Raw genomic sequence first — 13,292 nt, forward strand, 5'->3', positions numbered from 1 at the left:
AGTGATCCGCTGGTGCCGTCGGAGTTGGCTCCGCCGATCGGTCGGCCGATTTGGAATACCCGTACCTATGTCTTGGACCAGCGGCTTCGGCCGGTTCCTGTTGGTGTTCCGGGTGAGTTGTATATCGCGGGTGGGGGTCTGGCGCGTGGCTATCTGCGTCGTCCGGCGCTGACCGCGGAACGTTTTGTGGCTGATCCTCATGGTCCGGCGGGCTCGCGGATGTATCGCACCGGGGATTTGGCGCGGTGGCGGGCGGATGGGAATCTGGAGTTTTTGGGCCGCGTCGACCACCAGGTGAAGATCCGCGGCTTCCGTATCGAACTCGGCGAGATCGAGGCCGTGTTGGCCAAGCATCCGCACATCGGTCAGTCGGTGGTGGTCGTGCGTGCGGACGCGGGCGGGATCAAGCAGCTCATCGGCTATGTCGTCCCCGTACCCGGTAGCGAGCCGGAGCCGGCCGAGGTGCGGGCGTTCCTGGGTGACGGACTGCCGGACTATATGGTTCCGGCCGCGGTGGTGGTCCTGGACGCGCTGCCGCTGACTCCGTCGGGAAAGCTGGACCGCAAGGCGCTGCCCGAGCCGGACTTGAGCCGGACCGTGACCGGACGGGCGCCGCGCACTCCCCAAGAGGAGGTGCTCTGCGGCCTGTTCGCGGAGGTCCTCGGCCTGCCCCGGGTCGGCATCGACGACAGCTTCTTCGAGCTCGGCGGCCACTCGCTGCTCGCGACACGTCTGGTCTCCCGCATCCGCAGCGCGCTCGGTGCCGAACTCGGTATCCGTGCCCTCTTCGAAGCACCCACCGTCGCCACCCTCACCGAACAACTCACCCACGCACAGGGGGAGATACGTCCCGCGCTGCGCCCCGTCGAGCGGCCGGAACAGATCCCCGTCTCCTACGGACAGCAGCGGCTCTGGCTGGTCGGCAAGCTGGAAGGGAACAGCGCGTTCTACAACATGCCGATCGCGCTGCGGCTCTCGGGCGACCTCGATGTGTCGGCGCTGTATCACGCGCTCGGCGATGTGGTGGAGCGGCACGAGGTGCTGCGCACCGTCTTCCGGGAAGCCGGCGGGCAGCCGTACCAGCTGGTTCTCGATCCCGAAGCCGTCACTGTGCCGCTGGAGGTCGTCGAGGTCAGCGAGGACGGTCTGGACCGCGCCCTGGTGGTGGCCGCCGGACGCGGCTTTGACCTGAGTGGTGAGGTTCCGTTGCGGGTGCATGTGTTCCGGTTGGGGTCGCGGGAGCACGTGCTGTTGTTGGTGTTGCATCACATTGCGGGTGATGGGTGGTCGTTGGGCCCGTTGGTGCGTGATGTGTCGCTCGCGTATGCGGCGCGGTGTGCTGGTGGCGCGCCGGGGTGGTCGGGGTTGCCGGTGCAGTATGCGGACTTCGCGTTGTGGCAGCGCGAGGTTCTGGGCGATGAGGGTGATGTCGGGAGTTTGAGCGCTCGGCAGTTGGTGTTTTGGCGTGGGGTGTTGTCGGGGTTGCCGGATCAGTTGGATTTGCCGGTGGATCGGCCGCGTCCGGTGCGGGCGAGTTTTCGTGGTGGGTCGGTGCCGTTGGGTGTTTCGGCGGAGTTGCATGAGCGGTTGAGGGTGGTGGCTCGGGAGCATGGGGTCACGGTGTTCATGGTGTTTCAGTCGGTGTTGGCTGTGGCGTTGACGCGGTGGGGTGCGGGTTCGGATATCCCGATCGGTACGCCGGTTGCCGGGCGTTCGGATGAGGCGCTGGATGATCTGGTGGGTCTGTTCCTCAATACGCTTGTTCTGCGGACGGATACGTCAGGGGATCCGACGTTTGTCGAGCTGTTGGGGCGGGTTCGGGAGACGGATCTGGCGGCGTTCGCGCATCAGGATGTGCCTTTCGAGCGTCTGGTGGAGGACCTGAACCCGACGCGTTCGCTCGCTCGCCACCCCCTCTTCCAGATCCTCCTCGTTCTGCAGAACACCCCGGGAGAGGACTCGCAGTTCCCCGGCCTCACCGCCACTGAGCACTCCTTCGACCGCGAGACCGCCAACTTCGACATGGTGGTCGATGTGGTGGAGCGGTTCGGTGAGGGTGGGCGTGCTGCTGGTGTTGAGGGTGTGCTGGAGTTTTCTGCGGACCTTTTCGACCGGGTGACGGTGGAGCGGTTCGCGGGGGTGCTGGTCCGGGTTGCTGAGGCGTTGGTGGCGGATCCGGGGCGGCGTATCGGTGCGGTGGAGGTGCTGTCGCCGGGCGAGCGTGCGCTGGTGTTGGGCGAGTGGGTCGACACGGTGCGTGAGCTGCCTGCTCGGACGTTGCCGGAGCTGGTCGAGGCGCAGGCGGTACGGACACCGGAGGCGGATGCGGTGGTGTTCGGTGACTCCGTGTTGTCGTATCGCGAGGTGAATGAGCGGGCCAATCGCCTGGCCCGGTTCCTCGTGAGTCGGGATGCGGGGCCCGAGCGGTTTGTGGCGCTGGCTGTTCCGCGGTCGGTGGAGATGATCGTGGCGTGGTTGGCGGTCCTGAAGACCGGGGCGGCCTATTTGCCGATCGACCCTGGCTATCCGGCGGACCGTATTGCCTTCATGCTTGCTGACGGGCAGCCCGCTGTCGTTGTCACCACGACCGCGGTCGCCGGCCAGGTGACCGGGGCCGGGAGCGAAATACCGGTCGTGGTTCTCGATGCTCCGGACACGGCGGCTGCGGTGGCGGGGTGCGCTGCGGGTGATGTGTCGGATGCGGAGCGGGTGGCACCGCTGCTGTTGTCGCATCCGGCGTATGTGATTTATACGTCGGGTTCGACGGGGCGGCCCAAGGGTGTGGTGGTCTCGCATGCGGGTGTGGCGAGTGTGGCCGGGGTGCATGCGGAGCGGCTTGGGTTGGGGGTGGGTTGCCGGTTTTTGCTGGTTGTTTCGATCAGTTTTGATGTGTCGATGGCGGATATCGCTATGACGTTGAGTTCCGGTGCGGCTTTGGTGGTTCCGGGTCCGGAGCAGCGGGCGGTGGGGGAGGAGCTGGCTCAGCTGATCGCGGATTTTCGGGTTACTCACACTGATCTTGTCGCTCCGATGTTGATTTCGTTGCCGGATGGGGATCTGCCGTCGTTGCGCGGGTTTGTGGTGGGTGGTGAGGCGTTGCCGGCGGATATGGTGGAGCGTTGGTCGCCGGGTCGTACCGTGATGCAGGTGTATGGGCCGACGGAGTCGACGGTGGTGGCCACGATGAGTGATCCGCTGGTGCCGTCGGAGTTGGCTCCGCCGATCGGTCGGCCGATTTGGAATACCCGTACCTATGTCTTGGACCAGCGGCTTCGGCCGGTCCCTGTTGGTGTTCCGGGTGAGTTGTATATCGCGGGTGCGGGTCTGGCGCGTGGCTATCTGCGTCGTCCGGCGCTGACCGCGGAACGTTTTGTGGCTGATCCTCATGGTCCGGCGGGTTCGCGGATGTATCGCACCGGGGATTTGGCGCGGTGGCGGGCGGATGGGAATCTGGAGTTTTTGGGCCGCGTCGACCACCAGGTGAAGATTCGTGGCTTCCGTATCGAACTCGGCGAGATCGAAGCCGTATTGAAGAAGCATCCGCAGGTGGACCGGGCAGTCGTGGCCGTGCGTGAGGATGCCGGCGGCATCAAGCAGCTGATCGGTTACGTCGTGCCGGTGGCCGGAGGAGCTCCGGACCCGGCTGCGGTGCGTTCGTTCCTTGCCGGGGAGCTGCCGGACCATATGGTTCCGGCTGCGGTCATGGTGCTGGATACGCTGCCGCTGACTCCGTCGGGAAAGCTGGACCGCAAGGCGCTGCCGGAGCCCGACCTGAGTCCGGCCGTCTCCGGTCGGGCGCCGCGCACTCCCCAGGAGGAGGTGCTCTGCGGCCTGTTCGCGGAGGTCCTCGGCCTGCCCCGGGTCGGCATCGACGACAGCTTCTTCGAGCTGGGTGGCCACTCCCTGCTCGCCACCCGCCTCGTCAGCCGTGTCCGCACCACCCTCGGTGCCGAACTCAGCATCCGTACGCTGTTCGAAGCACCCACCGTCGCCACCCTCACCGGACAACTCGACCACACGGATGCGCAAGGCGACTTCGACGTACTGCTGCCGCTCCGTTCTCAGGGCACGCTTGCGCCCCTGTTCTGCGTGCATCCCGCGGCAGGCATCAGCTGGGTCTACTCCGGACTGCTGAGGCATCTCGATACCGACATGCCGTTGTACGGTCTGCAGTCGCGGAGGCTCACCGAGCCGGACAACAGGCCGGCCACGCTGGGCGAGATGGCCGAGGACTATCTCCAGCAGATCCGCAGGGTTCAGCCGAACGGCCCCTACCACCTGCTCGGCTGGTCCTTCGGCGGCGGCGTCGCCCATGAGATCGCCGTCCAGCTGCAGGCCCAGGGCGAGCAGGTGGCCGTACTGGCCCTCATGGACAGCTACCCGGCCGGGGACCGGCCGCAGGAAGCCGCATCGCTGCGCTCAGGTTCCGGTGACGGGCACGACCTCGCAGGTCTCCTTGACTCGCTGGGCTTCCGTACGCGTGACGAGGACGGGCGGACGCTGTCCAGGCACGGCTTGCTGGAGCTGCTCGAAGCCGAGGGCAGTCCGCTGGCAGCGCTGGAGGAGAGCAGGCTGTTCGCACTCGCCGGGGCGTTCGCCGGCCATGTGCAGCTGGCGCGGGAAGCCGAGCACGGGGTGTTCGACGGCGACCTGTTGTTCTTCACCGCGACGCTCGACAAGACCGCCACCGACCCGACGGCCGAGTCCTGGCGGACCCATGTCTCGGGACGGATCGACGATCACCAAGTGGCCTGCGAACACGGCGCCATGACGCAACCGCAGCCGCTGTCCGAGATCGCCGGGGCACTCACAGAGGCCCTGCGGCGATCCGTCGGCCACTGAATCAGGAGCCGCAGGGTTCAGGAGCGGCCGGGTTCAAGAGCGGCCGGGTTCAGGAACCACCGGGTTCAGGCACCGGCCGGAGCAGGCACCACCTGCATCACCAACCACCCGCATCACCAACCACCCGCACCACAAACCACTCGCATCGTGAACCACCAGCTCACCAGCTCACCACCTCACCAGCCCGAACCGAGGGAAGAAGACAGTGCAGACGAACCCGTTCGAGAACGACGAAGGAAGCTACCTGGTGCTCGTCAACGAGGAGGGCCAGCGGTCCCTGTGGCCGGCGGAGACTGACGTACCCGACGGCTGGTCGGCCGAATTCGGCCCCGCCCTGCGGCAGCAGGCCCTGGACCACATCGAGGCCGCCTGGACGGACATGCGTCCACGAAGCCTGGTGCGCGCGATGGAGGGTGAGGCCGCGTGACCGCCCCCCGAGCCGAGCAGCGGGCCGGGACGCCTCAGCCGATACGCGAGCGACTGCTGGCCAGGATGCGTACACCCTGGTGGGCGATGTTCGCCATCTGCTTCGCCAGCGCCGTGGTGCTGCTGGACACCACAGCGGTGAACGTGGCGCTGGCCGAGATCGGTACGGGCCTCGACGCGGGCCTCGATCAGGTGCTGTGGGTGATCAACGCCTATCTGCTGTCGTACGCGGCGCTCCTGGTGATCGGCGGTCGCCTGGCCGACATGTTCGGCCCGCGCCGGGTCTTCCTGATCGGTCTGGCCGTCTTCATCGTCGCCTCCGTGGGCTGCGGCCTGGCCCAGGACCCGGGCCAGGCCATCGCGGCCCGCCTGGTGCAGGGCGTCGGCGCGGCCCTGCTCACCCCGCAGACCATCGTGATCATCACCCGGGTCTTCCCCGCGGACCGGCGAGGCAGCGCGATGGGCGTGTGGGGCGGATTCGCCGGCATCGTCGCGGCGGCCGGTCCCACCTTCGGCGGTCTGCTGGCGGCTACGCTCGGCTGGCGGTGGATCTTCTACATCAATGTCCCGGTCGGCATCATCGGTGCGGGCTTGGTGCTGCTCGCCGTGCCCAAGCTGGAGAGCGGTCGCAAACAGCGGCTCGATGTGCTCGGTGCGGCTGTACTGACCGCCGCGATGCTCGCCGTGGTCTATGCGCTGCTCGAAGGCGAGGCACACAACTGGGGTGCCCTGTGGGGACCGGTCACGGTGCCGACTCTGTTCGCGGCGGGTGTCGTGGCGCTCGCCGTGTTCTTCCTGGTGGAACGCGGCCGACAGGACCGTGATCCGCTGGTCCCGTTCGAGGTGCTGCGCGACCGCAACTTCTCCCTGATGGCGCTGGTGGTCGGAGTGCTGCCGTGCGGGCTGGGCGGAATGATGCTGCTCACTCCGCTGTATCTGCAGGAGGTGCAGAAGTTCTCCGCCTTCCAGGCCGGTCTGCTGGTGGCGGTTGCACCCCTGGTTTCGGTGTTCATCGCCCCGTACTCGGGCAAGCTCACCGACCGGTTCGGCGGCAAGTACGTGCTGATCGTCGGCCTGGGGTTCTTCGCGGGCGGGATCGGGCTCATGGCGGCGCTCATACGGGACGGTTCCGGCTGGCCCGTCCTGCTGCCCGGTCTGTTCTCCGTCGGTGTGGGCATGGGCGTGGCCTTCGCGCCGGCGAGCGTGATGGCCTTCAAGAACATCGACCCGACCATGGCCGGTTCGGCCTCCGGGGTGTTCAACACCACCCGGTTGTGCGGCAGTCTGCTCGGTTCCGCGGCTATCGGCGCGGTACTGCAGACGCAGTTGGCCGGCGGCGACACCACCAAAGCCATCCGGCTCACCTATCTGCTGCCCGTGGCGATCATGACGGCGGGTGCACTCATCACCCTCGCGGTACGGAAGAGCACGCCGGACGCGCGGGAAGAGGCCGCGGCCGCGGAGAGCGCGCCGGGGAACGCGCAGGCAAGCACGCGCTGACGCGATGCCCACAGAAGAGGTGACGACCCGGCGCAACGGGGCGCTGCGTGCCGGACACGGTGACGGTTTGCGGGCCGGCCAGGGCGACGACCTGTGGACCGGCGCGGCCACGCACATCTGGCAGGGGCAGGTCGCAGACCAGTTGGGCCCGGAGGACCTGGCGTTGCTCTCCCGGGAGGAGCGGGCCCGGTACGAGCAGTTGCGCCCCGCGGCCGGTGCCCACTACGCGGGGATCCACGCCGGCCTTCGGCGGCTGCTTGCCGAGTACCTGGATGTCGCCCCGGCGGACATCCGGATCGGCCCCGCACGCTGCCCCGGATGCGGAGCCCACGACCACGGCCCCCCGCACATCCTGTGGCCGCACACCGAGTTGGTCTTCAGCCTCTCCAGATCGGGCCCCCACTGGTTGGTCGGGGTCACGCTCGGGCCGCGCCGGATCGGGGTGGACATCGAGACGGTGCGGAACATCGTGGTCGAGGAAGTGGCGCCTGCCGCCTTTTCCCCTGCCGAACTGGCCGTGCTGTACGGAGAATCCGACGTCTCCGCCCGCACCGCGATGTTCTACCGGGCCTGGACCCGGAAGGAGGCGGTGGTCAAGGCCTCGGGCGTGGGAATTGTCGCTGGTCTGCGCAACGTCGAGGTACTGGGCACCGCGTCCGGACCGACGCGCGTGCATCATCAGGCCCACCCCGAGAGTCCGGCGGAATGGTGCGTCCAGGATCTGTTTCCGGAGAGCGAAAGCTCCAGGAACCGCTGGTTCGCGGCAGTCGCCCAAGACATCGAGAACATGAGCAGAATCTGTTTCCGCGCACGGTGACAATTTCCGGCCGGCCCGCATTCACCGCTCTTCACACACAGCGCATCCGCCCTTCCCCAGCAGTGCGAATGCAGGGCACCGGGAAGGGCGGATCTGCGGGTCGGCCGTGACCTTCCCAGTCGGTTCAGACGATGTGCCGGCCGCCATCGACGGTCAGGACATCGCCGGTGGTGTAGGCGGCGTTCACCAGGTAGAGGGCCGCCTCCGCCACGTCCTGAGGGGTGCCGACCCTGCGCAGTGGGGCGTTGGCGGTGATCCACTCGCGGGAGCTCTCCCAGACCTCTTCCGCGTCGTCGTACCAAGGCGTCTCGATCAGTCCCGGGGCGATGGCGTTCACCCGGATCGAGGGGCCCAGCTGGGCGGCGAGCAGCCGGGTCAGGTGGTTGAGGGACGCCTTGCTCACGGCGTAGGGGATCGAACTGCCCAGTGCCCGGGTCCCTGCGACGGAGGATATGTTCACGATCGACCCCGACCCACTGGCGCGCAGATTGGGCACGGCGGCGGTGATCATCTGCCAGGCGCCGAAGACGTTGACCTCGAAAACGGACCGCCAGACGTCGGCGTCGGCGGCATTCAGATCATCGAGCGGGATGAACCGGGTGGCACCGGCGTTGTTCACGAGAATGTCCAGCCGTCCGTACGCATTCACGGCGGTCTCCACCATGCGCCGCGCATCGTCCGGGTTCGCCACATCTCCCTGCACATAGACAGCGTCCGGGAGTTCCGCGGCCAGCTCCTTGCCGGCGGTCTCGCTCCGTGTGGAGTTGACGACGACGTTGATGCCTTCTGCGGCCATACGACGGGCGATGGCGGCGCCGATTCCAGAAGACGAACCGGTGATCAGGGCGACGCGGGTCTCGCTCATTTCCTGCCTCCTGGCGGGAGTCGATGCGGGAGCAGTGGCATGCGGGCGTTGACGCAAGGGAGAAACGACCCAAGCTTACCGTCTGGCGGAATCAAATTTCCGTTATAAGGAAAAGTTGCCCGTAAGGTGCGTGTGCTCTTCCGCGCGAGGCCGGGCGGTGATCGGCGACGCGTCAGGGTCAGCGGGCGTCGGCCGATGCGTGCGTCTGCTGCGCCCCGGACGCACTCGGCGCACTGGGCGCGTTGGCCGTGCTCGCCTCGCCCGCCTCGCTCGCTTCGACGACCCGAGGGCCGTGCTGTCCGCGCAGGCCGAGCCAGCCGATCACCGCGACCAGTGCGAAGGCGACGGACCCGATGACGAAGGTGAGGGTGAACCCGGATTCGGCGGGCAGCGGCGGAACGCCCGCCGGCAGGTGCTCGATGGTCTTGGACGCCAGGATCGTGGTGACGATGGCGCTGCCGATCGCGCTGCCGGTGGAGCGGGAGATCGAGTTGATGCCGTTGGCGATGCCGCTCTGGTGGTGCGGAACGCTCGCCATGATGACGGCGGGCATGGCGGCGTAGCCGAAGCTGACGGCCGCGCCGGTCATGAGGCCGGCGCCGATCACCGAGGCGGTGTGGGCGTGGTCGAGGGCCAGCCAGCCGAAGCCGACGGCCCCGAATGCGGCGGCCATGCCGAGCACGAACCGGGGGCCGCGGTGGCGGACGAGATGGCCTCCGACGGGCGAGGCGAGCAGCGAGACGATCGCGCCGGGCAGCAGGAACTGGACGGAAGCGCGCAGGATGGACGCGTCGAAACCGAAGCCGGTGAGCGCCTCGGGCATCTGCACGAGGTAGGAGACGCCGAGGAAGTTCGCGAACATGCCGAAGCCGACGAGGATGCCGGCCAGGTTGGCCATGAGGACCGGGCGGTGGACGAACATCCGCATGTCGACGAGGGGCTCGCGGACCTTGCGCTCGACCAGAGCCCAGACCACGGCCATGACGGCCGCACCGGCGAAGCTGCCCAGCGTACGGGCGGAGGTCCAGCCCCACTCGTGACCCTGGGAGATCGGCAGCAGGAGCAGCAGGAGGGCGATGCCGAGGGTGAGGGCGCCGAAGAAGTCGGTGCGGCCGCCGGTCTTGTGGCGGGTCGCGGGGACCAGGAAGGCGACGGCGAGCAGGGCGAGGACCGCGAAGCCGGTCGCCATCCAGAAGGCGTTGCGGTAGTCGGCGTCGGCGCCGGAGGTGAGCAGGCCGGTGGCGACGAGTGCGAGCCCGCTGCCGAACGCGAGGGTGCCGCTGACCAGTGCCATGGCGCCGGGCAGCCTCTGCGGCCGGACCTCTTCACGCAGCACGGAAAGGGCCAGCGGGAAGATCGCGGTGGCGGCGCCCTGGAGTACCCGGCCCAGGATCAGCAGCGGCAGCGAGCTCGCGACCGCGGCGATGACGGAGCCCGCGACCATGACCACGAGCACGGCCACCAGGGTGGGCTTCTTGCCGTGCTGATCGCCGAAGCGGCCGAGCAGCGGGGTGAAGACGGCGGCGGACAACAGGGTGGCGGTGGTCACCCAGCTGACGTTGGCGGTCGAGGTGCCGAGGTCGCCCTGGATCAGGCCCAGGATCGGGACGGGCAGGGTCTGCATCATCGACACGACCATGGCGGCGAGGCTCAGGGCGAAGACGATGACCGTCTCGTTCCTGGGCCGGGCGTCGGCGGCGTGCTTGGGTGCGGCGGTGCTCATGGGAGTCGGGACCTTCTCAATGCTTCAGATCATAGATGTTTGATGTCATCAACTACTTCCGTAGACGGTAGACGTCAATGGTTAAGGTAGTCAAGTAAATAATTGATGATGTGAAGCGTCTTGAGTACGCTCCAGCCATGAGCGCCACCACCCCGCACGTCCCGACCAAGCTCCAGCTCCTGGAACTGCTCGCCGCCATCGGCACCGCCCAATGGCGCGACTTCGCGGCCGCCGCCGCCCACCACGGCCTCACCTCCACCCAGGCCAAGGTCCTCGCCCAGCTCGACGACCCGCTGCCCATGCGCGGCCTCGCCGCCCTGCTGGTGTGCGACGCATCGAACGTCACCGGGATCGTGGACCGCCTGGAGGCCCGAGAGCTGGTCCGCCGTGAAGCCGACGCCAGGGACCGCCGTGTGAAGAACGTCGTCGCGACCGACGCGGGCCGCGACATCATCCGCCGCGTACGCGAGGAGATGCAGGCCACGCACGGCGCCCTCGACGCCCTGGACGAAGCCGAGAGCACAACGCTCTACGCCCTGCTGGAACGCCTGCGACCGACGATGGAGAAGAACGCCTGACGGCTCCGCGGCCTGGGCGCTGAACGTCTGTGACTGAGCACGCCAGTTGGTTCTGACCGCGCGTCCGTGACGGCTGCAACCGGTGCAGGAACGGCTGTACCTCGCGGAGCCCCAGCAGCGATGCGCAGTTCGGCTGCGGCAGGTTCGGGGGGCAGCCCGGCCGCGCGCGACTTCGACGGCGACGGCTTCACCGACCTGGCGGTGACGGTGAGTACCGACGCCGACGGCCATGTCGGGACGGTCATGCTGTGGGGGTCGTCCGCGGGCCTGTCCGGCGGTATGACGCTGCCGGGCGGCCGGGGTTTGCACGGCGGCGACTTCGACGGGGTCGGCCGGACCGACCTACTGCTCGACAACTACTACGGGAGCGGCCGGCAGGACGGCGACGGTCCGAGCGTCCTGTACGGCGAGCACGGCCAGGTGCAGGAGTCTGGCGCCGTCTGGATCCTGCACGGCACGGCGAAGGGCCTCTCGACCACGAACGTCACCTCGTTCGGCCCGGCCGCGCTGGGTGCCCTGAGGAGGGCCACGACGGGACCGACCTCCCCGCCGGATAGTCCGGTGGCGGCCGGCAGGTGGCGGTGGGCGGCAACCGGATGCCCTGTCGGGATCGGTTGCCGCCCACTGTTGCCCCGCCTGCCGGGGCACCGGATCGGACAGTCCGCCGGGATCAGACCGCCGGGGCCGGGTAGGTCGGGTATTCCACCCCGGAGACGTGCTGCACGACACGGATGACCTGGCAGGAGTAGCCGAACTCGTTGTCGTACCAGAGGTAGAGGATCGCGTCGTCGCCCTCGACCTTGGTGGCGCCGGCGTCGACGATCGAGGCGTGGCGCGAGCCGATGAAGTCGCTGGACACGGCGTCGGGGGCGCTGATGAAGTCGATCTGGCGCTTGAGCGGCGAGGTCAGCGACACATTCCGGAGGTAGTCGAGGACCTCCTCGCGGGTGGCCTCGCGCGCGAGCCGCAGGTTGAGGATCGCGATCGAGACGTCCGGCACCGGGACGCGGATCGAGCTGCCGGTGATCCTCGCCTCAAGGTCGGGCAGCGCCTTGGCGACGGCGGAGGCGGCACCGGTCTCGGTGATGACCATGTTGAGCGGCGCCGAGCGGCCGCGGCGGTCGGAGCTGTGGTAGTTGTCCAGCAGGTTCTGGTCGTTGGTGAACGAGTGGACGGTCTCCACGTGGCCACGCAGGACGCCGTACTCGTCCGCCATCGCCTTCAGCGGCGGGACGATCGCGTTGGTGGTGCAGGAGGCGCAGGACAGGATCTGCTCGTCCGGCTTGATCGTGTCGTGGTTGACGCCGTGCACGATGTTCGGGACGTCGCCCTTGCCCGGCGCGGTCAGGACGACCTTGTCGATACCGGGGCGCAGGTGCTTCGACAGGCCCTCGCGGTCGCGCCACTTGCCGGTGTTGTCGATGAGGATGGCGTCCTTGATGCCGTACGCCGTGTAGTCGACCTCAGACGGGTCGCTGGCGTAGATCACCTTGATCTCGTTGCCGTTGGCGATGATCGTGCTGTTCGCCTCGTCGACGGTGATCGTGCCCTGGAACTGGCCGTGGATGGAGTCGCGGCGCAGCAGCGAGGCGCGCTTGACGATGTCCTGCTCCCCGCCCTGGCGGACGACGACGGCGCGCAGCCGCAGGCCGTTGCCGGAGCCGGCCTTCTCGATGAGCAGGCGGGCGACGAGGCGGCCGATGCGGCCGAAGCCGTAGAGGACGACGTCGCGCCCCTCGCGGCGCTCGATCTTGTTCTCACCCGTGGCACCGGCGACGGCCTCGGCGGTGAACTCCTCCACCGAGAGACCGCGGTCGTCGGTCCGGTACGTCGTGGCGAGCATCCCGAGGTCGATCTGGGAAGGGCCGAGATCGAGCGTGGTGAGAGCCTGCAGGAACGGCAGCGTCTCGGTGACCGAGAGTTCCGCACCGGCGATCTGCCGGGCGAATCGGTGGCTCTTGAGGATGCTGACCACCGACTTGTTCACCAAGGAGCGGCTGTGAAGCAGGACGGTGACGTCCCGCTCCCGGTGCAGCTTCCCGATGATCGGGATCATCGACTCCGCGATCTCCTCGCGGTTCTTCCAGTTGGTGAACGAGTCGTCATTGACAGTCACAGGTTTATCTTTCGAGCTAGGCAGTGCTCATATGCTAACCCCCCGCCATTTTGAGCATTCAAGCGGTCCGCCTGAGAGGGATGCCGTGGTCGGGCCCCATGGCCACGCCGGCGCAGTGAATGGGTTGCTGCGCAGTGCAAAGGTGTTGATTTTGTGGTGATTTGGCGCGGTTGGCGCACTCGATGTGATCCTCGTCGCCCTGGGCGCCGACGTGATCTGCATCGACCGGCACGGCGGATCTTTGCTGAGCGGGAGTGGTCACGCTGTGCTCAGCGAACGACGGCGACCTTAACGGCCTTTCCGCCCTATCCGTCCGGTCCTATCCATCCCGGCCTATCCGTCCCGGAATCTCCGTCCCGGAATCTCCGCTCACGATCCACCACATAACGGGCGGTGATCGTCGAGGCGCCTTTCGCGCCGATCTT

9 protein-coding genes are annotated in these 13,292 nt (G+C 67.8%); 6 read left to right on the forward strand and 3 right to left on the reverse strand.

Features of this window, described 5'->3' with window-relative positions:
• Positions 1 to 12: 12 nt before the first annotated feature.
• The 4 genes from AB0I10_RS18095 (at position 13) to AB0I10_RS18110 (ending at position 7,585) form a co-directional block, all read left to right on the forward strand.
• On the forward strand, positions 13 to 4,842 hold the full coding sequence (locus AB0I10_RS18095) for an amino acid adenylation domain-containing protein (RefSeq protein ID WP_363153461.1): 4,830 nt from the start codon (positions 13 to 15) through the stop codon (positions 4,840 to 4,842).
• 205 nt (positions 4,843 to 5,047) lie between these two features.
• Positions 5,048 to 5,269 (forward strand): MbtH family protein, encoded by a 222-nt coding sequence (locus AB0I10_RS18100; protein WP_363153462.1) that lies wholly within the window; start codon positions 5,048 to 5,050, stop codon positions 5,267 to 5,269.
• Entirely contained in the window at positions 5,266 to 6,768 is a 1,503-nt protein-coding gene (locus AB0I10_RS18105) for an MFS transporter (RefSeq protein ID WP_363153463.1), read from the forward strand. The genes AB0I10_RS18100 and AB0I10_RS18105 overlap by 4 nt, the downstream gene beginning before the upstream one ends.
• A gap of 4 nt (positions 6,769 to 6,772) precedes the next feature.
• Positions 6,773 to 7,585, forward strand: coding sequence for a 4'-phosphopantetheinyl transferase superfamily protein (locus tag AB0I10_RS18110; RefSeq protein WP_363153464.1), 813 nt, complete (start codon positions 6,773 to 6,775; stop codon positions 7,583 to 7,585).
• 124 nt (positions 7,586 to 7,709) lie between these two features.
• Here AB0I10_RS18110 and AB0I10_RS18115 read toward each other — a convergent pair whose 3' ends face one another.
• Both AB0I10_RS18115 and AB0I10_RS18120 read right to left on the reverse strand, forming a co-directional pair.
• On the reverse strand, positions 7,710 to 8,450 hold the full coding sequence (locus AB0I10_RS18115; protein ID WP_363153465.1) for an SDR family oxidoreductase: 741 nt from the start codon (positions 8,448 to 8,450) through the stop codon (positions 7,710 to 7,712).
• Positions 8,451 to 8,628: 178 nt separating this feature from the next.
• Positions 8,629 to 10,173 (reverse strand): MFS transporter, encoded by a 1,545-nt coding sequence (locus AB0I10_RS18120; RefSeq protein ID WP_363153466.1) that lies wholly within the window; start codon positions 10,171 to 10,173, stop codon positions 8,629 to 8,631.
• 137 nt (positions 10,174 to 10,310) lie between these two features.
• On the opposite strand from AB0I10_RS18120, the gene AB0I10_RS18125 reads away from it, so the two are divergent.
• Together AB0I10_RS18125 and AB0I10_RS18130 are read left to right on the forward strand one after the other, a co-directional pair.
• On the forward strand, positions 10,311 to 10,751 hold the full coding sequence (locus AB0I10_RS18125; protein ID WP_363153467.1) for a MarR family transcriptional regulator: 441 nt from the start codon (positions 10,311 to 10,313) through the stop codon (positions 10,749 to 10,751).
• A 120-nt stretch (positions 10,752 to 10,871) separates the two neighbouring features.
• Positions 10,872 to 11,486 (forward strand): hypothetical protein, encoded by a 615-nt coding sequence (locus AB0I10_RS18130; RefSeq protein WP_363153468.1) that lies wholly within the window; start codon positions 10,872 to 10,874, stop codon positions 11,484 to 11,486.
• On the opposite strand, the gene AB0I10_RS18135 is transcribed toward AB0I10_RS18130, so the two are convergent.
• On the reverse strand, positions 11,422 to 12,867 hold the full coding sequence (locus tag AB0I10_RS18135; RefSeq protein WP_363153469.1) for a glyceraldehyde-3-phosphate dehydrogenase: 1,446 nt from the start codon (positions 12,865 to 12,867) through the stop codon (positions 11,422 to 11,424). The genes AB0I10_RS18130 and AB0I10_RS18135 overlap by 65 nt on opposite strands.
• Between the last annotated feature and the right edge of the window lie 425 nt (positions 12,868 to 13,292).

Origin of the sequence: Streptomyces sp. NPDC050636 (assembly GCF_040654775.1) — a bacterium.
Classification (GTDB): Bacteria; Actinomycetota; Actinomycetes; order Streptomycetales; family Streptomycetaceae; genus Streptomyces.